The 24190-nt window shown below is 73.2% G+C and carries 20 protein-coding genes; 8 read left to right on the top strand and 12 right to left on the bottom strand.

Features of this window, described 5'->3' with window-relative positions; translation table 11 throughout:
- On the bottom strand, positions 1–1026 hold the full coding sequence (locus RMN56_RS16295) for a prephenate dehydrogenase (RefSeq protein ID WP_313724567.1): 1026 nt from the start codon (positions 1024–1026) through the stop codon (positions 1–3).
- Between the two features lie 78 nt (positions 1027–1104).
- Positions 1105–2073 carry a DUF4034 domain-containing protein gene (locus RMN56_RS16290; RefSeq protein WP_313724566.1) on the bottom strand — a complete coding sequence of 323 codons (969 nt, stop codon included), beginning with the start codon at positions 2071–2073 and terminating at the stop codon, positions 1105–1107.
- Positions 2074–2218: 145 nt separating this feature from the next.
- Here RMN56_RS16290 and RMN56_RS16285 point away from each other — a divergent pair, with 145 nt between their 5' ends.
- Positions 2219–4060, top strand: coding sequence for a M48 family metallopeptidase (locus RMN56_RS16285; protein WP_313724565.1), 1842 nt, complete (start codon positions 2219–2221; stop codon positions 4058–4060).
- Positions 4061–4109: 49 nt separating this feature from the next.
- On the opposite strand, the gene dapC is transcribed toward RMN56_RS16285, so the two are convergent.
- Positions 4110–5219: a succinyldiaminopimelate transaminase gene (dapC, locus tag RMN56_RS16280; RefSeq protein ID WP_313724754.1), complete on the bottom strand. Its 1110-nt coding sequence runs from the start codon at positions 5217–5219 to the stop codon at positions 4110–4112.
- Complete coding sequence (fdxA, locus tag RMN56_RS16275) at positions 5216–5542, bottom strand: ferredoxin (RefSeq protein WP_007464872.1); 327 nt, start codon at positions 5540–5542, stop codon at positions 5216–5218. The genes dapC and fdxA overlap by 4 nt, the downstream gene beginning before the upstream one ends.
- Positions 5543–5621: 79 nt before the next feature.
- Between fdxA and RMN56_RS16270 the strand changes: the two genes are divergently transcribed.
- Complete coding sequence (locus RMN56_RS16270; RefSeq protein WP_313724564.1) at positions 5622–6572, top strand: GNAT family N-acetyltransferase; 951 nt, start codon at positions 5622–5624, stop codon at positions 6570–6572.
- Between the two features lie 68 nt (positions 6573–6640).
- Positions 6641–7693, top strand: coding sequence for a hypothetical protein (locus tag RMN56_RS16265; RefSeq protein ID WP_313724563.1), 1053 nt, complete (start codon positions 6641–6643; stop codon positions 7691–7693).
- Between the two features lie 119 nt (positions 7694–7812).
- On the opposite strand, the gene RMN56_RS16260 is transcribed toward RMN56_RS16265, so the two are convergent.
- From RMN56_RS16260 to mshB, 3 genes are all read right to left on the bottom strand, one after another.
- Positions 7813–8277, bottom strand: coding sequence for a hypothetical protein (locus RMN56_RS16260; RefSeq protein ID WP_313724562.1), 465 nt, complete (start codon positions 8275–8277; stop codon positions 7813–7815).
- A gap of 88 nt (positions 8278–8365) precedes the next feature.
- The gene (locus RMN56_RS16255; RefSeq protein WP_313724561.1) at positions 8366–8839 is read right to left on the bottom strand and encodes a hypothetical protein; all 474 of its coding nucleotides are present in this window, start codon (positions 8837–8839) and stop codon (positions 8366–8368) included.
- 17 nt (positions 8840–8856) lie between these two features.
- Positions 8857–9783 carry an N-acetyl-1-D-myo-inositol-2-amino-2-deoxy-alpha-D-glucopyranoside deacetylase gene (gene mshB, locus RMN56_RS16250; RefSeq protein ID WP_313724560.1) on the bottom strand — a complete coding sequence of 309 codons (927 nt, stop codon included), beginning with the start codon at positions 9781–9783 and terminating at the stop codon, positions 8857–8859.
- 87 nt (positions 9784–9870) lie between these two features.
- Here mshB and RMN56_RS16245 point away from each other — a divergent pair, with 87 nt between their 5' ends.
- Entirely contained in the window at positions 9871–12015 is a 2145-nt protein-coding gene (locus RMN56_RS16245; protein WP_313724559.1) for a prolyl oligopeptidase family serine peptidase, read from the top strand.
- A 90-nt stretch (positions 12016–12105) separates the two neighbouring features.
- Here RMN56_RS16245 and RMN56_RS16240 read toward each other — a convergent pair whose 3' ends face one another.
- The 5 genes from RMN56_RS16240 to RMN56_RS16220 all read right to left on the bottom strand — a co-directional run bounded on the left by RMN56_RS16240 (position 12106) and on the right by RMN56_RS16220 (position 18077).
- On the bottom strand, positions 12106–13851 hold the full coding sequence (locus RMN56_RS16240) for an ABC transporter substrate-binding protein (RefSeq protein WP_313724558.1): 1746 nt from the start codon (positions 13849–13851) through the stop codon (positions 12106–12108).
- Between the two features lie 93 nt (positions 13852–13944).
- Entirely contained in the window at positions 13945–14931 is a 987-nt protein-coding gene (locus RMN56_RS16235; RefSeq protein ID WP_313724557.1) for an ABC transporter permease, read from the bottom strand.
- A gap of 13 nt (positions 14932–14944) precedes the next feature.
- Entirely contained in the window at positions 14945–15946 is a 1002-nt protein-coding gene (locus tag RMN56_RS16230; RefSeq protein WP_313724556.1) for an ABC transporter permease, read from the bottom strand.
- A complete protein-coding gene (locus tag RMN56_RS16225; RefSeq protein ID WP_313724555.1) occupies positions 15943–16977 on the bottom strand; it encodes an ABC transporter ATP-binding protein in 1035 nt (344 codons plus the stop codon). Before RMN56_RS16225 ends, RMN56_RS16230 begins: the two co-directional genes overlap by 4 nt.
- A complete protein-coding gene (locus RMN56_RS16220) occupies positions 16974–18077 on the bottom strand; it encodes an ABC transporter ATP-binding protein (protein WP_313724554.1) in 1104 nt (367 codons plus the stop codon). Before RMN56_RS16220 ends, RMN56_RS16225 begins: the two co-directional genes overlap by 4 nt.
- A 314-nt stretch (positions 18078–18391) precedes the next feature.
- Between RMN56_RS16220 and RMN56_RS16215 the strand changes: the two genes are divergently transcribed.
- The 4 genes from RMN56_RS16215 to RMN56_RS16200 all read left to right on the top strand — a co-directional run bounded on the left by RMN56_RS16215 (position 18392) and on the right by RMN56_RS16200 (position 24187).
- The gene (locus RMN56_RS16215) at positions 18392–19828 is read left to right on the top strand and encodes a TldD/PmbA family protein (protein ID WP_313724553.1); all 1437 of its coding nucleotides are present in this window, start codon (positions 18392–18394) and stop codon (positions 19826–19828) included.
- Positions 19825–21219, top strand: coding sequence for a TldD/PmbA family protein (locus tag RMN56_RS16210; protein ID WP_313724552.1), 1395 nt, complete (start codon positions 19825–19827; stop codon positions 21217–21219). The genes RMN56_RS16215 and RMN56_RS16210 overlap by 4 nt, the downstream gene beginning before the upstream one ends.
- Positions 21220–21458: 239 nt before the next feature.
- Positions 21459–22265: a succinate dehydrogenase subunit SdhC gene (sdhC, locus tag RMN56_RS16205; RefSeq protein ID WP_313724551.1), complete on the top strand. Its 807-nt coding sequence runs from the start codon at positions 21459–21461 to the stop codon at positions 22263–22265.
- Positions 22266–22276: 11 nt separating this feature from the next.
- Entirely contained in the window at positions 22277–24187 is a 1911-nt protein-coding gene (locus RMN56_RS16200) for a fumarate reductase/succinate dehydrogenase flavoprotein subunit (protein ID WP_313724550.1), read from the top strand.
- The last annotated feature ends 3 nt before the right edge of the window (positions 24188–24190 follow it).

The following is a 24190-nucleotide window of genomic DNA, read 5'->3' as shown; positions in this document are numbered from 1 at the left end:
TCAGCCTAGTGGCGGGGTGGCCGGAAGGTGGCCCGTGTAGGTGACCCCGCCCGCCGCCAGCCGGCAGCCGGTCAGGTGACCGCCGGCCGCGCCCAGCTCGCGCAGGTAGGCCAGTTCCCCGGCGTGGTCGGCGGCGGCCGGGAACTCGCGCCGGTGGGCGGTGAACGCGCGGCCGCGCAGGGCGGCCCGGGCGGTGCGGCCCTCGGCGAGCCGGCCGGCCAGCTTTCCGGGGTCGCCGGCCCGCAGCGCCTCGGCCAGCTCGTCGAGGTAGGCCCGGACCGCGTCCAGCTCGGCCAGCACGCGCTCCCGGTTGCCGAGCAACATGTTCGCGGTCCGCTCGGGCGGCCCGCCGGCCACCCGGGTGCCGTCGGAGAAGCTGCCGGCGGCGAGCGCGAGCACCGCGTCGCGCAGCGCCGAGCGCTGCACCGTGCCGGCCAGCGCGCCGGCGAGCAGGTGGGGCAGGTGGGAGGCGAGCGCGGCGGCGCTGTCGTGCTCCGGGGCGGACATCGGCACCACCCGGGCGTGGAAGACGTCGATGAGCAGCGCGGCGAGCGACCGGAACGCGGGCATCCCGGTCGGCCCCGGGCAGAGCACCCACGCGGCCCCGTCGAGCAGCGCCGGGCTGGCGGCGTCGAGGCCGGCCCGGTCGGCGCCGGCCATCGGGTGGCCGGGCACGAACCGGTGCCCGAGCCCCTGCGCGACGGCCGCCGTGGCCACCTCGGCCTTGGTGCTGCCCACGTCGGTGAGCACGCACCGGTCGTCGGTGGCCGCGGCCACCGACGCCACCGTCGCGGGCAGGGTGGGCAGCGGGCCGCACAGGAACACGACGTCCCGGCCGGCGACCGCCTCCTCGACCGTGTCGGGCGCGGCGACGCCCTGCTCGCGGACCCGGCGCCGGGTCGCCGGGTCCGGGTCCCAGCCGGCCACGTCGAGCCCGGCGTCGCGCAGCCGGAGCAGCACCGACCCCCCGATCAGGCCGGTGCCGACCACCGCCGCGCGCGCCTGCCCGCCGGCCCCGCCCACCATCGGCCCACCTCGGCGTCCCGTCGTCCGGAGCCGGCCCCGGCCCCGCTGGAAGTCCCGCCGAGGATACCCGTCCGCGGCTCAGGCCTGACGTTCCGTCACCGTCCGCCGCCACCGGGCGTACGCCCGGCCCGGGTCGCCGAAGTACGTCCACGGCAGCTCGGTCACCTGGTCGCCGAGCGCCTGGAAGCGCTCCGCGGCGGCGGCGTGGTCGCCGCCCACCGCGAAGCACATCGCGAAGTTGTTGTGCGGCTGCGGCCAGCCCGGGTAGCGGCCGTGCTCCGGGTGGCGCACCGACTGGTCGGCCGCGGCGCGCAGCTCGGCGAGCACCCCGGGATCGCGGAGGTGGGCGTCGTCCTCCCCGGAGGGCAGCTTCAGCCACATCTCCAGGTGGGCCGCCGCGACCAGGTGGGCCAGGCCGCTGGCGGCCGGCGCCTTGGCCGCCGCGGACCGGGCGAAGTCGAACATCTCCTCGTCGCTGCCGAACCACTTGGCGCACCGGTACTGAAGCATCTGGACGTGCGCCAGCCGGTGCCACGGGTGCCGGGCGACCACGTCGGCGAAGCGCCGCGCCGCCTCCTCCCGGTCCACCTGGCGACCCCGTGCCGAGGTGACCAGGAAGGCCCGGGCCGTGGTGTCGTCCGGGTCCCGCGCGGCCACCTCGTCCAGCAGGTTCTCGGCGAAGGTCAGCCGCTTGCGGAACTCGCGGAACTGCTCCTGGCTGGTCAGCGAGGAGGAGGCGCCGCCCCGGGCCTCCCAGGCCCAGTGCACGGCGTGGGTTCCCCGGACCAGCAGCGGAAGGGTGGCGCGCGGCTCGGCGTCGGCCCATTCGCCGATCCACTCCTGCACGCCCGGCACCCGGCCCGCCGCGGAGAGGCAGAACGCCTGGTGGTCGGGGTCGGTGACGGTGACCAGCACGTCCCGGGCGGTCCGCCAGTCCCGCCGGGCCAGCGCCTCGGACAACGCCCCGGCGGCCGGGTCACCCATCGTCGGGTCGACCGGCAGCGCCGGTCCACTCTGCTGCTTCGTCCTCCGCCGGAACGGCCACATGTCCTCGTCCTCCCCCGTGTCGGTCGACGGAGATCGTAGGGGCGGCCGGATGGGCACGGAAGGGGGTTGTCCGAGCCGCGCTCACGTCGTACGGTCCCCCGGCGGCCCGACCGGACGGGCCGGTCTCAACGGGGAAAGGAAGCACATGTCCGCCACGTACCGGGCGCTCGCCTCGGTGGTCATGTTGATCGGTTTCTACGTCGTCGCGCTGCTCCAGCTCGCCGCCGTGGCCGCGCTCGGCGTCTGGCTGTTCAGCCACACCAGCGGTGTGATCACCGGCAAGCTGCTGCTGCCGCTGGTCGTCGCCCTCGGCGCCGTCGGCGTGGGGCTGTGGAAGGCGATCCGCACCAAGAACGAGCCGGCGCCCGGCCTGATCCTGGACGAGCGGGGTGCCCCATGGCTCTGGGCCACGGTGCGGGAGCTGGCCGCCGCGGTCGGCACCCGCGCGCCCGACGAGATCCGCCTGGTGCCCGAGGTGAACGCGGCGGTCGGCGAGCAGAGCCGCCTGCTCGGCCTGGTCGGCGGGCGACGGACCCTCTACGTGGGACTGCCACTGCTCCAGGCCATGCGGATCGACCAGCTCCGCTCGGTGCTGGCGCACGAGCTGGGTCACTACTCCGGCCGGCACACCCGGCTGGGCGGCGTCGCCTACCGGGGACGGCTCGCCATCGGCGAGACCATCGAGCGGATCAGCCCGCGCAACCCGATCGGTTGGGTCTTCAAGCAGTACGCGAAGCTCTACCTGCTGGTCGACAACGCCGCGTCCCGTCGACAGGAGCTGGAGGCGGACCGCGCCTCGGTGCAGATCGCCGGGCACCAGGCCGCGTCCTCGGCGCTGCGGACCCTGCCCGCCCTCGACGCGGCCTGGCGCTTCTACGAGACCCGGTACGTCGACCCGGGTTGGTCGGTCGGACTGGCGCCGGACGACTTCTTCGGCGGCTTCGGCCATCTCCTGCAGGCGCGTCGGAACGAGATCGACGAGCTGCGGGAGAACGCCCCGGAGGGGCCGGCGTCCCGCTGGGACACCCACCCGCCGATCGGTGCACGCGTCGCCGCGATGGACCAGATCCCTCCGGTGCACGTCACGCCGGACGACCGGCCGGCCTGGACCCTGCTCGCCGACGTGGTGGGCGCCGGCCGGGCCCTGCAGAGCCTGATCGTCGCGCACGGCTCCCGCCGCCTGCTGCCCTGGCCGGAGTTCATCGCCGAGTCGATCGCCGCCGGGGTGCAGCAGCGGGCGGACCGGATCTACCGCGCGGCCGGCCGGTTCACCGGCACGCCGGAGCCGGGCCTGCCCACCGTCCTGGAGCTGGTCCGCGCCGGCCGGCTCGGTGAGTTCGCCGAGCAGTTCTTCACCAACACCACCCGCCGGGAGGCGGCGGCCGCCTTCGCCGGCCCGATGGAGACGCTGCTCGACAACGCGGCGGTCCGCTCGGGCCGGGCGTACTGGCAGCTCTCCTGGTCCGATCCCGCCCGGCTGGTCGGTCGCTCGGGGGAGCCGTGGGACCTGGCGGAGATCGCCAAGCTGGCGGTCGCCCCGGAGACCCTGGACGAGGCGCTCGCCCGGCTGGCCGAGCTGGGCGTCGACGTGCGGCAGTCGACGGTGGTCCAGGCCCGGGCCTCGGCGCGGAACGCCGACCTGATCGCCGCGCTTGCGAACATCAAGATCGACGGCCGGGAGCACGACGTGTACGTGCTGGACAACGGCCTGGTCCTGGTCCCCGATCCGGGCAAGGCGCACGAGGGTGAGAAGCGGCTCAAGGAGGTGCTGAGCGCGACACCGGTCGCCGAGGTGGCCAGCCGGAACCCGTTCCTGCCGTACGAGGAGATCCGCTCGGTCGAGGTGACCAAGCGGGTGCCGCTGAAGGCGGTCATCACCCTCCACGACGGCCGGAGCGTGCAGGTGCAGGAGCTGATGGCCAGCGAGTTCCTGGAGAAGCACAGCCGGGACACGCTGCTGCGGGTGTTCGAGCAGATCAACGAGTGACCCGGTCGCGGGGGCCGGCCCTGCTCGGGCCGGCCGCCGCGGCGCGCGGTCAGACCTCGGCGAGCCGGCCGGCGACCGCGTCGACGTGCTCGTCGGACTCGGTCAGCGCCACCCGGACGTGCCGGGCGCCGGCCGGGCCGTAGAAGACGCCGGCCGCGACCAGGATGCCCCGCCGGGCCAGCCAGTCGACGGTGTCCCAGCAGTCCTCGTCCCGGGTCATCCAGAGGTAGAGCCCCGCCTCGGAGTGCTCGACGGTGAAACCGGCGCCGGTGAACGCGGCGTGGAGCTTCTCCCGCCGGGCCCGGTAGCGCTCCCGCTGCGCGTCGGCGTGCGCCTGGTCGCCCAGGGCGGCCACCATGGCGGCCTGCACCGGGGCGGGCACGATCATGCCGGCGTGCTTACGGACCTTGAGCAGCTCGGCCACCAGCGCCGGGTCGCCGGCCACGAAACCGGCCCGGTAGCCGGCCAGGTTCGAGCGCTTGGAGAGCGAGTGCACCGCCAGCACACCCTCGTACGACCCGCCGCAGACCTCGGGCGAGAGGACCGAGACGGGCTCGGCGTCCCAGCCCAGCGGCAGGTAGCACTCGTCGCTGGCGACCACCGCGCCGCGCTCCCGCGCCCAGTCGACCACCTTGCGCAGGTGGCCGGCGGGCAACACCCGCCCGGTCGGGTTGCCGGGCGAGTTCACCCACACGAGCCGGACCCGCGGGTCGGGGCCCAGGGCGGTCAGCGAGTCGGTGCGCACCGTGGTGGCGCCGGCCAGCCGGGCCCCGTCCTCGTACGTCGGGTAGGCGATGGACGGCACCACGACCACGTCACCGGGACCGATGCCGAGCAGGGCGGGAAGCCAGGCGACCAGTTCCTTGGAGCCGATGGTCGGCAGCACCCCGAGCCCGTCGACGCCCGCACCGCAGGCGCGCGCCACCCAGGCCGCGATGGCGGCCCGCAGCGAGGGCGTGCCCGCGGTCAGCGGGTAGCCCGGCGCGTCCGACGCGTCGGCCAGCGCCTGCCGGATCAGCGCCGGCACCGGGTCGACCGGCGTGCCCATCGAGAGGTTGATGAGACCGCCCGGGTGCGCCGCGGCCGTCGCGGCCGCGGCGTCCAGGGAGTCCCAGGTGAACTCGGGCAGCCGCGACGAGACCGGCGCGGACCGGTTCAGTGGCCCTCTCCGCGCGGCGGCTGCGCGGCCACGAAGGTCGCGTCCTTCTCCACCTTGCCGATCTTGGAAGCGCCGCCCGGCGAGCCCAGGTCCTCGAAGAACTCGTAGTTCGCCCCGGTGTAGTCCTTCCACTGCTCCGGGACGTCGTCCTCGTAGAAGATCGCTTCGACCGGGCAGACCGGCTCACAGGCACCACAGTCGACGCACTCGTCGGGGTGGATGTAGAGCATCCGATTGCCCTCGTAGATGCAGTCGACCGGGCACTCCTCGATGCATGCCTTGTCGAGCACATCCACGCACGGCTCGGCGATGATGTAGGTCACCGGTCTTCTCCTCCGCAAGACTCGCCGCGATCATCCGCGACGGTAAGAGCCTAGTATCTCGCCGGGGAGGGGGTCGATCGTGCTCCGACAGCAGGACGTGGGACACCGGATCGTGGTCCGGCGTATTGTGGGGATTCGCGAAGGCCGGCCGCTCTTCTCCGACGCGCTCGGCGAGCTGGTCGAGCTCAGCGAGACCCACATCACGCTGGCCACCGACCGGGGGCGGCTGCGGGTCCCGGTGGACGAGGTGCACCGCGCGAAGCGGGTGCCGCCGGCCCGCCGGCCGACGGCCGCCGCCGTGGTCGCCCTGGAACTGGCCGCCGACGAGGCGTGGCCCGCACCGGTACGCGGGCGGCTGGGCGACTGGCTGCTGCGCGGCGCCGAGGGCTGGACCGGCCGGGCGAACAGCGCGCTGCCGGTCGGCGACCCGGACCGCCCGCTGCCCGCCGCGCTCGACGCCGTGGAACGCTGGTACGCCGAGCGCGGCCAGCCCCCCATGGTGAACACCCCGCTGCCGCTGGCCGCGCCGGTGGGCGCCGAGCTGGACGCGCGCGGCTGGACCGCCCGGCCGCCGGTGCTGGTGCAGACCGCACCGCTCACCGCGTTGCCGGCGGAGCGCCCCGACCTGCCCCCGGTCGGCCTCTCGGCCACGCCCTCGGCCGAGTGGCTGGCGGTGGCCGCCGGCCGCAAGGGCGGGCTGCCGGACGCGGCCCGGCACGTGCTCACCGCCGTGGACCGGATCCGCTTCGCCCACCTGCCCGTCGACGGGCGGCTGCTCGCGGTGGGCCGGGGCACGGTCACCGGCGGGGGCCGCTGGCTCGGCCTCACGCTCATCGAGGTGCTGCCGGAGGCCCGCCGGCGCGGGTTCGCCGGCGCGGTCATCCGGGCGCTGGCCGACTGGGGCCGGGCGGAGGGCGCCACGCGCGCCTTCCTCCAGGTCGAGCAGCACAACGCCCCCGCGGTGGCCCTCTACCAGCGGCTCGGCTTCACCACCCACCACACCTACCTGACCCGGGTCGCCCCGGTGTGATCGCAGGATTCCGGCAGGTCGTCCGGGGTACGGAGAGGTGCGTACCCCGGTGAGGAAGGACCTGCTCGATGGCCAAGCAGAAGACGGCGCGGCGCGGGAGCGGCGCCACGAAGAACGAGCCCGGCAACCAGACGCCGGACACCCCGGACATCAACGAGAGCGAGATCGCGCGCCTCACGGTCGACCAGCTCCGCGGCCGGCTCCGCCGCCGCGGCGTCACCGGCACGGCGGGGATGCGCAAGCCCGAACTGGTCGACGCGCTCATCCAGGCCCTGCGCGACGGGCGCACGACCACTCGGTCGCGGGGCGGCTCGGGTTCCGGGCGCGACCGGAGCTCGTCCGGCTCCGGACCCGGCCGGCGCGGCACGGCCGGTCGCTCGGGCGCCGGTTCCGCGCCCCGCGGTCGCGGCAATGGCGGGGAGCAGCCCGGCAACCAGACCCCGGACACCCCCGACGTCAACGAGAGCGAGATCGCCCGCCTGAAGGTCGACCAGCTGCGCGACCGGCTCCGCCGGCGCGGCGTCACCGGCACCGCCGACATGCGCAAGCCCGAACTGGTCGACGCCCTGATCCGCGCGCTGCGCGACGGCACGAAGCGCTCCGGCTCCGACGAGCGTGGTCGGCTCGGCGGCTCGCGATCGGCGACGCGCCGGCGGCCCGCGGCGACGGAGCTGGCGGACCTGGAGCGACGGGCCGCGGAACTGGCCGACGTCGCACCGCAGGCCCCGGAGGTCGAGGAGGTCGAGCGCCGGGCCGCCGAGCTGGAGGCGCCGGGTACGGAGGCGACCAGGTTGCCTGCCCTGCCGGCGGCGTCGGGGGCCGAGGCGGACGGCGGGACGGTCCCGCGGCAGCGGTCCGGCGCCCACGCCGGTGCCCGGGGCGGCGGAAGCCCGCAGCCCGTCCGGATCGCCGACGAACCCCGCGCGGGCAGGACGCTGACCATCGACCGGGCGGACCGGGTGGTGGCCGCCATGGTGCCGCCCGAGGTGGACGCCGTGGACGAGGTGGTCACCCCGGAGGGCACCATGATCACCGGAGGCGCCGGCTCGCTCGCCGAGTCGGTCGACACGCCGGCCCTGCCCGCCACCGGGCGGCCCGGCTCGCCGGCCGGCCGGAACTGAGCGCGACGGGCCGCGCCCACCGCGGGCGCGGCCCCGGCCCCGCCCGGGCGCCGTTCCCCGAGGGACGGCGCCCCGGCGGGATCACCCGCCCTTGGTACGCCCCGGGCTGGCGAGCCGCCTCAGCGGCGGACGACCTTGCGGGGCTTCGCGGCCTTCAGCTCGGCGTAGCGCTTGAGCTGGCGGGAGCGGTGGTCGCGGCCCAGCGCGGTGAGGACCAGGTAGCCGGCCAGCGCGCCGGCCACGGTGGCCGCGAGGTAGAGCCAGATCTGGGCGAAGAAGAGGCCGGCGCCGCCCTCGAACGGGTTCTCGCCGACCAGCAGCGGGCCCACGAAGACGGTCAGCGCCAACGCCACGACCACCGCGACGGCCAGGTCGCCGGTCCAGTGGCCGGCCGGCCGGTCCGCGCCCCAGCGGAACGCCGTGGCGGCCAGGATCAGCCCGATGACCAGGAACATCACCAGCGAGACCCGGCCCGCGGCGGTGTCGTCGTCCGGGTAGGCCAGCTTGATGACCACCCGGGCCGCCACGTTGACCACGAACAGCGCGGCCGCCAGCACGCCGACCGCACGCCACCGCTGGAACATCGCACGCCTCCCGCCGTACCGCCCGCCCCCACCGGGTGGGCTCCTGGCAGGAATACTTACCACCGCAACCTGTGCGGCGGCTGCACCCTCAGCGGACGGCCGGCGGCACCACGAGCTGCCGGAAGCCCAGCACCGCGAAGGTGATCGCGCCGGCGACGATCAACCCGAGGCCGAGCACGTTGTCGCCGCTGAGCGCGAGATCGCCCTCGACCGTGCGGAAGCCGCCCGCGACGATCACCACGAACCAGGGCAGGGCGGCCAGCGCCGCCGCCCAGCGGGTGCCCACCGCCCGGTGGGCGAACCCGCTCACCAGCACCGTCAGCACCACCGCCGCGGCGACCCCGCCCAGCGCGAGCGCGGTGCCGACCAGGGCCTTGCCGGCACCCCCGGGACGCCCCTTGACCACCTCCCAGGCCCACGTGGCGTAGAGCAGGTCGAGCACCGCGACGAGCACGCCGGCCCAGACCGCCACGACCCCGCCGACGACGCGCAGCGCGAGGTCGACCGCCCGGCCCGACGGCTCGGGCGGCGCGGCGGGCTCCTGCTCGGGGGCGACCGACATGGGTGCGGCGGGCAGCGTCACCGGAGGCCGGCCGCCGCCGCGACCGGGGACCGGTCCGGCCGATCCGGCGCCAACCCGGCGAACAGGTCGTCCTCCCAGCCGTACGGGCCGCTGCCCGGCCCCTTCTCGCCGACCGCGAGCGTGAAGTACTCGACCCCCATGAACTCGGCGCCGAAGTTGCCGGCGATCGAGTAGAGCCAGGAGGTGGCCGGGATCTGGGTGGCGTGGGCCCGCATGGCCGCCTCCTTGGCGGCGTGCTGGTCGGTGGCGTCGATGCGCGCGGCGATCCCCTCGTCGGGGGTGCCGAAGGGCAGCTCGTCGATGCTGTCGATGCCGGCGAAGGGGTTGTCCGACGACTCGGTGAACGCGTCCAGGCCGGCCTCCAGCACACCGCGCGGCATCGCCGTCCAGTAGACCTTCGCCGGGGCGATCCCCTCGGCGGCGGCCAGCTCCACACCCCGCATGGCGACCCGGTGCGCCTGGATGTGGTCCGGGTGGCCGTAGAAGCCGTTCGGGTCGTACGTGATCATCACCTGCGGGCGGACCTCCCGGATGATCTCCAGCAGGTGCCCGGCGGCCTCGTCGAGGTCGGCCTGCCAGAACGCGCGGGGGTGCTCGTTGGTGGCCAGGCCCATCATCCCGGAGTCGCGGTAGCGGCCCGCGCCACCGAGGAAGCGGTGGTCGGTGACGCCGAGCGCGGCGCAGGCGGCCGCCAGCTCGCCGATCCGGTAGCCGCCGAGCTGGTCGGCCTCGCTCGCGGCGAGCTGGGCCAGCGCCGGCACGTGGATCTCGCCCTCCTCGCCCAGCGTGCAGGTCACCAGGGTGACGTGGGCGCCGGCGGCGGCGTAGTGCGCCATCGTCGCGCCGGTGCCGATGGACTCGTCGTCGGGGTGCGCGTGGACCAGCAGCAGGCGTCGGTCGGGCAGCGTCGTCACGCCCGTCACTCTAACCGGCGGTCCTGCCCGCCCGAGGCTTACGCGTCCGCCCAGGTCGGCCACATCACGCCCGGCCCGCGCCTACTCTCTACAGGCGTGGACTTTCCCGAGCTGGCCGCCCGCACCCGTCGGTTCAGCCACGGGGCGCCGCGCTCCGTTTCCGTCGCCGACGACGGCTCCCGGGTCGTCTTCCTGCGCTCGTCGGGACCGGAGGACCCGGCCGACGCGCTCTGGCTGCTCGACGTCGCCACCGGCGAGGAGCACCTCGTCGCCGACCCGGCGGTGCTGCTCGGCGCGGACGGCGAACCGGCCGCGCTGGCGCCGGGCGAACGGGCACTGCGCGAGCGGCTACGCCTCAGCGCCGCCGGCATCGGCTCGTACGCCCTGGACGGCGCCGGCCGGGTGGCCGCGTTCGCGCTGGCCGGCCGGCTGTTCCGGGCCGACCTGGTGCACGGCGACGTGGTCGAGGTGGCCGCCGTCGGCCCGGTGATCGACCCGCGTCCGGACCCGACCGGCGAACGGCTGGCCTACGTCACCGACGCGGCCGAGGGGGTGCGCCGCGGCCAGTTGCGGGTGGTCGAGCCGGACGGCACCGACAACCTGCTGGCCGGCGAGGACAGCGGGGTGACCTGGGGGCTGGCCGAGCACATCGCGGCGGAGGAGTTCGGCCGGTTCCGGGGCTACTGGTGGTCCCCGGACGGGCGCTCGGTGCTGGCCGCGCGGGTCGACGAGTCCCGGCTGGACCGCTGGCACCTGCACGACCCGTCCGACCCGGCGAGCCCGCCGACGTCCGTGGCGTACCCCCGGGCCGGTGGGCCGAACGCGGAGGTCAGCCTGCACCTGCTGGACCTCGACGGCGGCTGGGTCGACGTGCACTGGGACCGGGAGACCTACCCGTACCTGACCTCGGTCGACTGGGCGGACGGCGGCCCGCTGATCACCGTGCTGCGCCGGTCCCAGCAGCACGGGCTGGTGCTGGCGGTCGACCCGCGCACCGGCGAGACGCAGGTGCACGCCGAGCTGGCCGACCCGCGCTGGGTGGAGCCGATCCCGGGCACCCCGGCGCACCTGCCCGACGGGCGGGTGCTGGTCGGCGGCGAGCTGGCCCACGACGGGTACGACGCCCGCTGCCTGTTCGCCGACGGCACCCTGCTCACGCCGCCCTCGCTCTACGTGCGGCGGGTGGTGGGCCGGCTGCCGGCCGGGCCGAACTCGGCGGCGGACCTGCTGGTCGAGGCGAGCGAGGGCGAGCCGAGCCAGCGCCACCTCTACCGCGTGCGCACGGCGATCGGGGGTGGGGTGGACGCCCGCCGGATGGGCAGCGACCCCGGCTGGCACACCGCCGCGATCGGCGGCAACACCCTGGCCGTGGGGGTGGCCTCGCTGGAACACCCGGGCACCCGCTGGCGGGTCTGGCACGGCGACCGCGAGGTGGGTGAGCTGGCGTCGCGGGCCGCGACCCCGCCGTACGCGCCGCGGCCGACGCTGGTCCGGGTGACCGACCGGCGGCTGCCGAGCGCGGTGCTCTACCCGGGCGAGCACGTGAAGGGCACGAAGCTGCCGGTGCTGCTGGACATCTACGGCGGCCCGGGCCACCAGGAGGTGATCGCGGCGCGGGGGGCCTGGCTGGAACGGCAGTGGTGGGCCGAGCAGGGCTTCGCCGTGGTGACCATCGACAACCGGGGCACGCCCGGCATCGCCCCCTCCTTCGAGAAGGCGATCCACCGGCGGGTGGCCGACGTGATCCTGACCGACCAGGTGGACGCGCTGACCGCGCTGGCCGGCAAGCACCCGGACCTGGACCTGGAACGGGTGGCGGTGCGTGGCTGGTCGTTCGGCGGCTGGCTGGCCGGGCTGGCGGTGCTGCGCCACCCGGAGCTGTTCCGGTGCGCGATCGTCGGCGCCCCGGTCACCGACTGGACGCTGTACGACACCGCGTACACCGAGCGCTACCTGGGGATGCCGGACGACGGGATGGATGTCTACGCCCACCACTCGCTGGTCGAGCTGGCCGCCGAGCCGGTCGGCGACCCGGCGCAGGCCCGGCCCATGCTGCTGGTGCACGGCCTGGTCGACGACAACGTGCTGGCCGCGCACACGCTGCGGCTCTCGGCGGCGCTGCTGGGCGCCGGCCGGCCGCACGCGGTGCTGCCGCTCACCGGGGCCAGCCACATGGCCGCCGGCGGCGTGGCCGAACGCCTGCTCCGGCTGGAGCTGGACTTCCTTCGCCGGCACCTGTAAGGAAGGGCCCCCTGTTAACGCCTGGGGTAGAGCAGGGGCCCCTTCTTAACGCCAGGCGTTAAGAAGGGGCCCCTGCTTGCGAGCTTGGGGTTACTGCTTCACGTAGGCGTTCACGAAGCTGGGCCAGCCGAAGATGCTGCCGATGAAGAGGCCGCCGGCCTTCTCACCGTGCGCGACGGAGACGACCTCGTTGTACAGCGGCACCGCCGGCGCCGACTCCTTCATGAGCTTCTCGTCCAGGGCGCTCCACTCCTCGGCCTGCTTGGCCGGGTCCTCGGCGAGCACCCGGTCGAACTCGGCGTTGATGGCCTGGTTGTTCAGCTGCGAGGTGTTGCTGTTGCCCTCGGCCTTGATGTTGCGGCCGTCGAAGAGCACCGGCAGGATCGACGCCCCGCTGGGCCAGTCCGCCGCCCACGAGTCGACCCAGATGTCCCACGGGTTGCTCTTCTTCTTCACGAAGTCGAGGTAACCGTCCTCGGGGATCGGCTTGATGGTGACGGTGAAGCCGGCCTTCTCCAGGGCGTTCTTGACCTGGGTGGCGGTCTCCTGCGACGGGGTGTCGTCGGAGGTGCCGAGCACCAGGTTCACCGACTTGCCGGCGAGCAGCTCCTTCGCCTTGTCCGGGTTGCCGCTCTCGCCCGCCGGGTACGCGTCGAACTGCTTGTAGCCGAGCGTGGTGGGCGGCAGCAGCGTGGTCAGCGGCACGGCGCCGTAGGGGCCGCCGAGGTTCTTGGTGATGCTGCTGCGGTCGATCGCGTAGTTGATCGCCTGCCGCACGGACAGGTCGGTGACCCGCGTCGTGTTGATGCTCAGCCGGTAGGCGTTCGGCGTGGCGGCGACGATCATCCGCTCCTTGAGCTTGGCGTCGCCGGTGACCTTCGCGATCAGCTCCGACGGCACGCCGCCGGTCGCCACCGCGGCGGCGTCGTTGCCGGTGCCGGCGAGCACCCGGTTGGTCTGGGTGGCGTTGTCCGCGCCGAGGGTCCAGACGAACTTGTCCGGGTACGCGTGCCGCACCGGGTCGGTCGTCGGGTCCCAGTTCTCGTTGCGCTCGAGCACCATCTCCACGCCGGGCGTGTGCTTGGTGAACTTGTAGGGCCCGGACGAGAACGGCTGGTTGTCCAGGTTGACGCCGGTGTCCTTGTCCGGCGGCAGCGGCGCGGTGGCCGGCAGCGACACGGCGAACGGCAGGTCACAGCGCGGCTTGTTGAACTCGAAGCGCAGCGTCTGCGCGTCCGGGGTGCTCAGGCCCGGCGGCAGCGAGGTCTTGTTGGCCTTGAAGTTCCACTTGGTGTCGTACTGCGGGCTGTCGGCCAGCCACTCCTGCAGGTAGGTCGGGCCACCGGTCAGGTCGGGGTCGAACGAGCGGGCGATGCCGTACGCGATCTCCTTGGAGGTGATCGGACGGCCGTCCTCGAACTTGACGCCCTGCTTGATCTTGAATTCCCAGACCTTGCAGTCGTTGTTGACGTTCTTGCCGGGGGTCTCGGCCAGGTCGCCGACCAGGGTCACGTTGCCCTTGCCGTCGTCCTTGAAGGTGGTGAGGAAGCGGGCGTAGAGCTGGCTCCCCATGAGGCCGGCAAACGAGTAGACCCGCTGCGGGTCCAGGTGGGAGATCTTGTTCTCGCGCAGGATGTAGAAGGTCCCGCCCTTGGCCGCGCCGGGCACCTCCGCCGCCGGGCCGAGCGAGTCCTTGGGGTCGGTCGCGATGGCGCCGCTACGCGGCTTGTTGGTGTCCACGCTGTCGCTGTTGTCGCCGGTGTTCTTGCTGCATGCACTGAGTGCGACCACCAGTGCCATCGCACCGCCCATGGCGGTGGCGAGTCTTGCTCGCATACTCACTCCTCCGGGTCCGATGAAGGAAAGCTTCGCTTAGCTTTCATCCGCGGTAAATTTCGAGCAGATAACGAATCGACTGCGACACGGAGCTCAGCCGAGGCGCACCCGCGGATCGATGAACGCGTAGAGCAGGTCGACCACGATGTTCGCGACGACCACGAAGAGCGCGGAGACCAGCACGGTGGCCATGATGGTCGGCAGGTCGCCCTGGCGGACCGCCTCCACGGCGGTACGCCCCAGCCCGTGGATGCCGAACGTCGTCTCGGTGATGACCGTGCCACCGAGCGCCGCGCCCACGTCCAGACCGGCGATCGTCACGATCGGCGTGATCGCCGCCCGCAACGCGTGCCGCCCGTAGACCTTCCGCTTCGCCACGCCCTTGGCCCGGGCGGTCCGGACGAAGTCCTCGGAGAGCGTCTCCAGCATCTGCGCCCGGGACAGCCGGGCGTAGATCGCGGAGAACAGCAGGGCCAGCGTCACCCAGGCCAGCACCAGCCCGCGCGCCCACTCGACCGGGTTGTCGAGGAAGGGCACGTACCGCGGCGTCGGCAGGATCTTCAACGAGTACACGAAGATCAGCAACAGCACGGCGCCGACGAAGTAGAGCTGCAACGAGGCGAAGGTGAGCGTGAGCCCGATCGAGACGCGGTCGAGCAGCGAGCCCCGCCGCAGCGCCGATATCATCCCGAGCCCCACCCCGAGGGCGAGCCAGAGCACCGCCGCCGGGAGCACGATGTTCAACGTCACCGGCAGCACCCGGGCGAAGGTGTCGCGCACCGCCTCGCTGTTGACGTACGAGTAGCCGAGGCAGGGCGCCTCGCACTTGCCGCCCTGCGCGCTGCCCAGGTCGCGGCCGACGAAGATGCCCTTCATGTAGTTGGCGTACTGCGTCGGCTTCGGGTCGTTGAGACCCAGCTCCGTCCGCACCCGCTCCAGGCGCTCGGCGTTGCAGTTCTTCGGGCACATGCCGGTGACCGGGTCGCGGGGCAGCGCGAAGAACATGAGGAAGCTGACGATGCTCACCGCGAGCAGCACCGAGACCGCCAGCAGCAACCGCTTCAGCAGGAACCGGACCATGGCGCCGAACCCCTTACCGTGACGACTTCGGATCGAGCGCGTCGCGCAGTGCGTCACCGAAGAGGTTGAACGCCAGCACGAGCGCGAAGATGGTGATGCCCGGGAAGAAGACGTACGCCGGGTCGGTCTGCAGGTAGTCGATGCTGCGGTAGATCATCCGGCCGAAGCTCGGGACCGACTCGGGCAGCCCGACGCCGAGGAAGGACAGCGCCGCCTCACCGGTGACGTACGACGGCACCGCCAGGGAGAACGCGACCAGGATGGGCGCCCAGATGTTCGGCAGCAGCTGCCGGAAGAGCATGTGGCCGAGTCCGGCGCCGCTGGCCCGGGCCGCCTCGACGAACTCCCGCTCGCGCAGCGACACCACCTGTCCACGGACGAGCCGCGCCGTGCCGGTCCAGCCGAACGCGGCGAACACCACGATCAACGTGGTCACCGCGAACCAGGTGGGCACCGCGTCCCGGGGGCCGTAGAACCGCAGGGAGAACGTCGGGACCACGGCCAGCGCGAAGATGAGGAACGGCATGGCCAGCGCGACGTCGGTGACCCACATGATCACCGAGTCGACCACGCCGCCCAGGTAACCCGCGACGATGCCCAGGACCACCCCGATCGCCGTGGTGACGACCGCGGCTCCCAGCGCGATCAGCAGCGAGGTGCGGATGCCGTAGATCATCCGGATGAAGATGTCCCGGCCCAGGCCGGGTTCCAGCCCGAACCAGTGGTCGCCGCTCACCCCGCCCACGTAGCCGAGCGGCATGCCGGTGGAGTCCAGCAGGTCACCGAACTGCTGGCTCGGCGACATGCCGTAGAGCCGCTGCAGCAGCGGCGCCGCGATCGCCGCCACGATGAACACGGCCAGCACGATGCCGCTGACCAGGGCGGTGCGGTCCCGGCGCAGCCGGCTCCAGACCAGTTGGCCGGGTGAGCGCCCGACGAGACCCTTCTCCTCGGGGCCCTCACCGGTGGACTCGATCTCGGCAAGCGCCACGCCCTCGACCGGGGACAGGCTCATTTCGACACCTCCTCGGCGGTCACGGCGGCCGGTCCGGCGCCCTGGCTGATCGTTCCCGTCTCCGGGAAGTGGCAGGCGGTGGCCTGGTTGCCGCCGTCCCGGGGGACCAGCGCCGGCTCCTCGGTGGCGCACCGCTCCTGCGCCTTCCAGCAGCGGGTGCGGAAGCGGCAGCCCGAGGGCGGGTTGAGCGGGGTGGGCACGTCGCCGGTGAGCCGGATCCGCCCGGCCGGCCCGAGCGCCGTGACGTCGGGGATGGCCGACAGCAGGGCCCGGGTGTACGGGTGCTGCGGCCGTTGGTAGATCTCGTCCCGGTCACCGATCTCGACGATCTTGCCGAGGTACATGACGGCGACCCGGTGGCAGAAGTGCCGCACCACGGCGAGGTCGTGGGCGATGAAGACGAACGCCAGGTCCAGGTCGCGTTGCAGGTCCCGCAGCAGGTTGATGACCTGGGCCTGGATCGAGACGTCCAGAGCCGAGACGGGTTCGTCGGCGACGATGAGCTTCGGGCGCAGCGCGAGGGCGCGGGCGATGCCGATGCGCTGGCGCTGCCCGCCGGAGAACTCGTGCGGGTAGCGGTTGTAGTGCTCCGGGTTCAACCCGACCAGTTCCAGCAGCTCCTGCACGCGCTTCCGGATGCCGCCCGGCGGGTTGATGCCGTTGACCTGCAACGGCATGGCCACGATCCGCCCGACGGTGTGCCGGGGGTTCAGCGACGCGTAGGGGTCCTGGAAGATGATCTGGAGGTCCTGCCGCAGCGGCCGCAGCGCGCCACGACGGGCGTGGGTGATGTCCCGCCCCGCGAACTCGATGGTGCCGGAGGTGGGCTCCAGCAGCCGCACCAGCATCCGCCCGGTCGTGGTCTTCCCGCACCCGGACTCCCCGACCAGGCCCAGGGTCTCCCCCGGCCGCACGTCGAAGTCCAGTCCGTCGACCGCCCGGACGGCGCCCCTGGCGCGGAAGCCCTCGCGCACCGGGAAGTGCTTGGTCAGCCCCCGCACGCGCAGCAGCGGCTCGGTCTCGGTGCTCATCGGGCCACTCCCACCTGGGCGATGTCCTGCTGGTAGAGCCGGGTGCGCTCCTCGGCCGGCAGGTGGCAGGCGACCAGGTGGCCCGCCTCCCCGGCCGCCCGGAGCTCGGGCACCTCCGTGCGGGAGCGGTCGCCGTTGCGGTCCGCGTAACGGCAGCGCGGGTGGAACGCGCACCCCGACGGCAGGTTGATCAACGAGGGCGGGTTGCCCTTGATCGGCACGAGGTCCGCGTCCGCGTCACCGTGCAGCGAGGGCACGCTCGACAACAACCCCCAGGTGTACGGATGCTGCGGCCGCCGCAGCACCTGCTCCACGCTGCCGTGCTCGACGGCCCGGCCCCCGTACATGACGAGGACGTCGTCGGCCACCTGGCTGACCACGCCCAGGTCGTGGGTGATCAGGATGATCGCCGACCGGAACTCGTCCTGGAGGTCGCTGAGCAGGTCCAGGATCTGTGCCTGCACCGTCACGTCCAGCGCGGTGGTGGGCTCGTCGGCGATCAGCAGGTCCGGGTCGTTGACCAGGGCCATGGCGATCATCGCCCGCTGCCGCATGCCACCGGAGAACTCGTGCGGGTACTGGTCGAACCGCTTCGCCGGCTGCGGGATGCCGACCCGGCCCAGCATGTCCACGGCCCGGGTGCGCGCCTCCCGCTTCCCGGCCCGCGGATGGTGCACCCGGTACGCCTCGGCGATCTGCCTGCCGACCGTGTAGTAGGGGTGCAGCGCCGACAGCGGGTCCTGGAAGATCATCGCCATGTCCCGGCCCCGGAGCCGCCGCACCTCCTCCTCCGGCAGCCCGACCAGCTGACGACCACCGACCGAGATCTCCCCGGTGATGGTGGTCCGCTTCGCGTTGTGCAGGCCGAGGACCGCCAGCGACGTGACGCTCTTTCCCGAACCGGACTCGCCCACGATGCCCAGCGTGCGACCGCGCTCGACGGCGAACGAGACCCCGTCGACGGCCTTCACCACGCCGTCCTCGGTCTCGAACCGCACCCGCAGGTCCTTGACCTGTAGGTAGGGACCCTCGCCGGTGCGCTGCTCCGGCACCTCGGGGCGGTCCGGCTCCCCGGACGGCATTGTCTCCGACCTGCCCATGACCGCCTCCCTCTGTGACGAAGAGAACTTACAACAAACTTCTGGAGGCGAAAATAAGCTACAGAACGCGGCCTGTCAGCGGCCCGAGCGTAACGACTCAGTTTCCAACCTGAACAGCCCTCACCTGGACATTCATGGTTGCGACTGGGCAACGCCGCCTCGTCGCCGCACGTGAGGTGCGACCATGGCCGTGGCGACCAAGGGGAAGATTCCCGCCGGCACGAGGTGGAGATGACCATGACCGCCGGGCGACGATCCGGCCAGAGGATCTCGTCCCCTGACGGATGTCTGTCCGGTCGCCTAGGGTCGGGCGCATGACCGAGTTCGACGCGGCCACCGCCGCTGTCCAGGCCGCCCTCGACGCGGGAGCGCGGTACGCGGACGCCCGGGTGATGCACCGCCGCTACGAGTCGATGTCGGCCCGCAACGGCGACATCGAGGAGCTCACCCAGGACGAGAGCATCGGGCTGGGCGTGCGCGCCCTGGTCGGGTCGAGTTGGGGCTTCCACGCCGTACCCGAGCTGTCCGACGCCGCGGCCCGCGACGCCGGCCGGCGCGCCGCGGCGATCGCCACCGCGAGCGCGCGGGTCCCGGGGCCGCCCATCGAGCTGGTCCCGGTCGAGGCGACGGTGGCGAGCTGGGCCTCCGCCTGCGACGTCGACCCGCTCGGCGTGCCGCTGTCCGACAAGGGCGACCTGCTGGCCCGCGCCACCGCGACGATGCGGGAGCACGGCGCCGACCTGGCCGAGGGGCTCTACCAGATCTGGGACACCGCCAAGTGGTTCGTCTCCAGCGAGGGGCACCGCATCGACCAGCGCATCCGCGAGTGCGGCGGCGGCATCTCGGCCACCTCGATCGGGGACGGCGAGACCCAGCGTCGTTCCTATCCGAGCTACCGGGGCCAGTACGGCACCACGGGGTGGGAGCTGGTCACCTCGCTGGACCTGGCCGCGCACGCCGCCCGGATCGCCGAGGAGTCCCGGGAGCTGCTCACCGCCCCGGAGTGCCCGTCCGGCGAGACCGACCTGATCCTCGGCGGCGAGCAGCTCGCCCTGCAGATCCACGAGTCGGTCGGGCACGCCATCGAGCTGGACCGGATCCTCGGCTGGGAGGCCGCCTTCGCCGGCACGTCCTGGCTGGACCTGACCCGGCTGGGCGCGCTGCGATACGGCTCCGAGCTCATGAACGTCACCATCGACCCGACCATCCCCGGCGCGTTGGGCAGCTTCGGCTTCGACGACGAGGGCTCCCCGGCGGTCAAGCGCGACGCGGTCCGTGAGGGGCGCTGGGTGGGGGTGCTCGCCGGCCGGGACTCGGCCGCCGTCGCGGGCCTGGACTACGGCGGCAGCGTACGGGCGGACGGCTGGGCGCGGCTGCCGATGGTGCGGATGACCAACGTGGGTCTGGAGCCGGGCCCGCACACGCTCGACGAAATCATCGCGGCCACCGACGACGGAGTGCTCATGGACCTCAACCGCTCCTGGTCCATCGACGACAAGCGGCTCAACTTCCAGTTCGGCTGCGAGGTCGGCTGGGAGGTGAAGAAGGGCCGCCGGGGGCGGATGCTGCGCAACCCCACCTACACCGGGATCGGGCCGGTCTTCTGGCGGTCGATGGACATGCTCTCGTCGGAGATCGTGCCGTGGGGCACGCCGAACTGCGGCAAGGGGCAGCCGGGCCAGACCGGGCACACCGGCCATCCGGCCGCACCGGCCCGCTTCCGCAACGTCCGGGTGGGGGTGCGGGCATGAGCGAGCTGGACCTCGCCGGCCGGGTCGTGGAGCTGGTCCGGCGGCTGGCCGGGCCGGACGCCCAGGCCGAGGTGGTGGTGACCCGGGCCGACCTGGCGCTGACCCGGTTCGCCAACTCGTTCATCCACCAGAACGTCGCCGAGTCGGCCACCGCGGTCCGGCTGCGGCTGCACGCCGACGGGCGGACGGCCGCGGGCAGCGGCAGTCTGGTCGACCCCGACGGGTTGACCGCGCTGGTCGAGCGGACCCTGGCCGCGACCCGGCTCGCGCCGCACGACCCGGCCTGGCCGGGGCTCACCCCGCCGGTGCCGGTCCCGTCCGGCGCGCCCGTCGACGAGGCCACCGCGGCGGCGTCACCCGACGAGCGGGCCGCCCGGGTACGCGCCTTCGTGGACGCGGTCGAGGGGCTGGAGGCCGCCGGCTACTGCCGGACGGCGCACCGGTCCGGCGCGTTCGCCAACTCGGCCGGGCAGTCGGCGGTGGGGCGGTCGGTCGAGGCGGCCATGGACGGCATCGCCCGCACCGGCGGCGCCGACGGGGTGGCCCGGCACGCCGCCGACCGCCTGGCCGACCTCGACGGCGCGGCCCTGGGCGCACGGGCGGCGGCGAAGGCGCGGGCCGCGGCGGACCCCGTCGAGCTGCCTCCGGGGCGCTACGAGGTGGTGCTCGAACCGGCCGCCGTGGCCGACCTCCTGCAGAACCTCTCCTGGTACGGCTTCAACGGCAAGCGGCACGCCGAGCGGCAGTCGTTCGCCGAGCCGGGCAGGGCCCAGTTCGACCCGGCGGTGACCCTCGTGGACGATCCGCTGCACGCCTCCGGGCTGCCGTACGACCTGGAGGGCACGCCCCGGCGGCCGCTGACCCTGGTCGAGGCGGGCACCACGGCGGCGGTGGCGCACGACCGGCGCAGCGGCGCCGAGGCGGGCACCGGGTCCACCGGGCACGGGATGGTCGGCGCGTCCACGTTCGGTCCGCTCCCGCGCAATCTCCGCCTGCTGCCCACGGGCGGCGCGGCGGAGGTGGCCGCCGGGCAGCTCAGCGCCGGGGTGACCGGTGCGGTGGCCGACCCGGACACCGCCGGCCTGGTCGCCGGGATGGCGCGGGGCCTGCTGGTCAGCGACTTCTGGTACACGCGAGTGCTCGACCCGAAGCAACTGGTGGTCACCGGGTTGACCCGCAACGGCGTCTGGCTGGTGGAGGACGGAGTGCCCACCCGGGCCGTGCGCGACTTCCGGTTCACCGAGTCCTACCCGCGGGCGATGGGCCCGGGCCGGGTGCTCGGCCTGGGCCGCGTGCCGGTCCGCCAGCCGGACCGGATGGACGGCTTCTGGTGGGAGGCCCCGGCGCTGCGGCTGGCGTCCTGGAACTTCACCGGCGGCGCGTCCGGCTGACGGTCCAAGATATTGATCTTGGTGCGGGTCTTTCCAACCTCCCGGACACACGGGACACTGCGTTGCGCGGCCGGGCCGCGAAGATCGGCGTAACGTGTGTCATTTAGCTGCACCGGTTCGCCGGTGCGGTCTGTGCGTGCGCAAGACGTGGCAGTGGACGCGGTCTCGCCGGTCCGCTGACCGGTACGGAAGGTGTGATCCGCCGCCCCCGCGAGGGCGCCGTCAGGGAGACGACTCGAATGACATCAACGGCAACGAGGCCGCGGGGAGCGCGGGCGCGCGCCGCCATCGCGGCGAAGACGTTGCGAACGGACCGCTGGTGGCTCGCGCCACTGATCACCGTCGTCGGGCTCAGCGCCTGGGTCATCTACGCGACGGTCCGGGTCTTCATGCACAAGTGGTACTGGGTGGACCAGTACCACTACCTGACGCCGTTCTACTCCCCCTGCGTCACCGAGCGGTGCGTCGAGGGGTCCTCGCACTTCGGCAGCTTCCTGCCCGGCTGGTGGATCATCCCGGACGCGGCGCTGACCCTGCCGTTCCTGCTGCTGTTCCGGCTCACCTGCTACTACTACCGCAAGGCCTACTACCGGTCGTTCTGGCTGTCGCCGCCGGCCTGCGCCGTGCCGGACGGGCACCAGGCGTACGGCGGTGAGACCCGGTTCCCGCTGCTCGGCCAGAACCTGCACCGCTACTTCTTCTACGCCGCCGCGATCATCTCGCTGATCAACACCTACGACGCGATCTACGCGTTCCACTCGCCCAAGGGCTTCGGCTTCGGCCTGGGGAACATCGTCCTGCTGCTCAACGTCGTGATGCTCTGGGCGTACACCATCTCCTGCCACTCCTGCCGGCACATCATCGGCGGGCGGCTCAAGCACTTCTCCAAGCACCCGCTGCGCTACCGGGCGTGGACCGGGGTGTCCTGGCTGAACGTCCGGCACATGCAGCTCGCCTGGATCACCCTCGGCACCCTGGCGCTGACCGACTTCTACGTCATGGCGGTCGCGGCCGAGTGGTTCCCTGATCTGCGGTTCATCAACTGAAGGCCCCTGACATGACTGAGACGCGAATCGAACGACACCACTACGACGTCGTCGTGATCGGGGCCGGCGGCGCCGGCCTGCGCGCGGCGATCGAGGCCCGACTGGCCGGCAAGAAGACCGCGATCATCTCGAAGTCGCTGTTCGGCAAGGCGCACACGGTGATGGCCGAGGGCGGCGCCGCGGCCGCCATGGGCAACGTGAACTCCCGGGACAACTGGCAGGTGCACTTCCGGGACACCATGCGCGGCGGCAAGTTCCTCAACAACTTCCGGATGGCCGAGCTGCACGCGAAGGAGTCGCCGCAGCGGATCTGGGAGCTGGAGACGTACGGGGCGCTCTTCGACCGGACCAAGGACGGGAAGATCTCCCAGCGCAACTTCGGCGGCCACGAGTACCCGCGGTTGGCGCACGTCGGCGACCGGACCGGCCTGGAGCTGATCCGCACCCTCCAGCAGAAGATCGTGTCCCTCCAGCAGGAGGACAAGCGGGAGCACGGCGACTACGAGGCCCGGATCCGGGTCTTCTCCGAGACCACCATCACCGAGCTGCTGCTCGACGGCGACCGGGTCGCCGGCGCGTTCGGCTACTACCGCGAGTCCGGCGAGTTCATCCTCTTCGAGGCCCCGGCCGTGGTCCTGGCCACCGGTGGCGTCGGTCGCTCCTACAAGGTCACCTCGAACTCCTGGGAGTACACCGGGGACGGTCACGCCCTCGCGCTGCGCGCCGGGGCGACGCTGATCAACATGGAGTTCCTCCAGTTCCACCCGACCGGCATGGTCTGGCCGCCCTCGGTGAAGGGCATCCTGGTCACCGAGTCGGTCCGCGGCGACGGCGGCGTCCTCAAGAACTCCGAGGGCAAGCGGTTCATGTTCGACTACGTCCCGGACGTGTTCCGCAAGCAGTACGCGGACAACGAGGCCGAGGCGGACCGCTGGTACAAGGACCCGGACAACAACCGGCGCCCGCCGGAGCTGCTCCCCCGCGACGAGGTCGCCCGCGCCATCAACAGCGAGGTCAAGGCCGGTCGGGGCACGCCGGCCGGGGGCGTCTTCCTGGACATCGCCTCCCGGCTGCCGGCCGAGGAGATCCGCCGCCGGCTGCCCTCGATGTACCACCAGTTCAAGGAGCTGGCCGACGTCGACATCACCAAGGAGCCCATGGAGGTCGGCCCGACCTGCCACTACGTGATGGGTGGCGTCGAGGTGGACCCGGACTCCGGTGCGGCGTACGGCACGGTGCGCGGGCTCTTCGCCGCCGGTGAGGTCTCCGGCGGCATGCACGGCTCCAACCGGCTCGGCGGCAACTCACTGTCGGACCTGCTGGTCTTCGGCAAGCGGGCGGGCGGCCACGCCGCCTCGTACGCCGACCAGCTCACCTCCCGCCCCGCGGTGGCGGTGGCGGCGGTGGAGGCCGCGGTGGAGACGGCGCTGGCCCCGCTCCAGCGGGACACCGGCGAGAGCCCGTACGTCCTCCAGCAGGACCTTCAGGCGGTGATGGGCGACCTGGTCGGGATCATCCGCCGGGAGGGTGAGCTGGTCGACGCGCTGAGCCGGCTGGCCGAGCTGCGGGAGCGGGTGGCCAAGGTGAGCGCGGCCGGCGGCCGGCGCTACAACCCGGGCTGGCACCTGGCTCTCGACCTGCGCAACATGCTGGTCGTCTCGGAGTGCACCGCGAAGGCCGCCCTGGAGCGGCAGGAGTCGCGCGGCGGGCACACCCGGGAGGACCACCCCGCCATGGACCCGAAGTGGCGGCGGGTGAACCTGGTCTGCTCGCTGGACGGCGACGCGGTCCGGCTGACCCGGAAGCCGCTGCCGAAGATGCGGGCGGAGCTGATCTCCCTGTTCGACCGGGCCGAGCTGGAGAAGTACCTGACCGACGAGGAACTCGCCGAGTTCGACGCCCTCACCGAGGAGGAGCGCTGAGGA

It is taken from the genome of Micromonospora halotolerans (assembly GCF_032108445.1).
GTDB lineage: Bacteria > Actinomycetota > Actinomycetes > Mycobacteriales > Micromonosporaceae > Micromonospora > Micromonospora halotolerans.
This window is presented reverse-complemented; position numbering and strand designations above follow the sequence as displayed.

Coding starts and splice junctions, on each gene's coding strand:
- RMN56_RS16295 (WP_313724567.1), bottom strand. CDS start 1,026: ATGGTGGGCGGGGCCGGCGGGCAGGCGCGCGCGGCGGTGGTCGGCACC.
- RMN56_RS16290 (WP_313724566.1), bottom strand. CDS start 2,073: ATGTGGCCGTTCCGGCGGAGGACGAAGCAGCAGAGTGGACCGGCGCTG.
- RMN56_RS16285 (WP_313724565.1), top strand. CDS start 2,219: ATGTCCGCCACGTACCGGGCGCTCGCCTCGGTGGTCATGTTGATCGGT.
- RMN56_RS16265 (WP_313724563.1), top strand. CDS start 6,641: ATGGCCAAGCAGAAGACGGCGCGGCGCGGGAGCGGCGCCACGAAGAAC.
- RMN56_RS16260 (WP_313724562.1), bottom strand. CDS start 8,277: ATGTTCCAGCGGTGGCGTGCGGTCGGCGTGCTGGCGGCCGCGCTGTTC.
- RMN56_RS16255 (WP_313724561.1), bottom strand. CDS start 8,839: ATGTCGGTCGCCCCCGAGCAGGAGCCCGCCGCGCCGCCCGAGCCGTCG.
- RMN56_RS16240 (WP_313724558.1), bottom strand. CDS start 13,851: ATGCGAGCAAGACTCGCCACCGCCATGGGCGGTGCGATGGCACTGGTG.
- RMN56_RS16235 (WP_313724557.1), bottom strand. CDS start 14,931: ATGGTCCGGTTCCTGCTGAAGCGGTTGCTGCTGGCGGTCTCGGTGCTG.
- RMN56_RS16230 (WP_313724556.1), bottom strand. CDS start 15,946: ATGAGCCTGTCCCCGGTCGAGGGCGTGGCGCTTGCCGAGATCGAGTCC.
- RMN56_RS16225 (WP_313724555.1), bottom strand. CDS start 16,977: ATGAGCACCGAGACCGAGCCGCTGCTGCGCGTGCGGGGGCTGACCAAG.
- RMN56_RS16220 (WP_313724554.1), bottom strand. CDS start 18,077: ATGGGCAGGTCGGAGACAATGCCGTCCGGGGAGCCGGACCGCCCCGAG.
- RMN56_RS16215 (WP_313724553.1), top strand. CDS start 18,392: ATGACCGAGTTCGACGCGGCCACCGCCGCTGTCCAGGCCGCCCTCGAC.
- RMN56_RS16210 (WP_313724552.1), top strand. CDS start 19,825: ATGAGCGAGCTGGACCTCGCCGGCCGGGTCGTGGAGCTGGTCCGGCGG.
- sdhC (WP_313724551.1), top strand. CDS start 21,459: ATGACATCAACGGCAACGAGGCCGCGGGGAGCGCGGGCGCGCGCCGCC.
- RMN56_RS16200 (WP_313724550.1), top strand. CDS start 22,277: ATGACTGAGACGCGAATCGAACGACACCACTACGACGTCGTCGTGATC.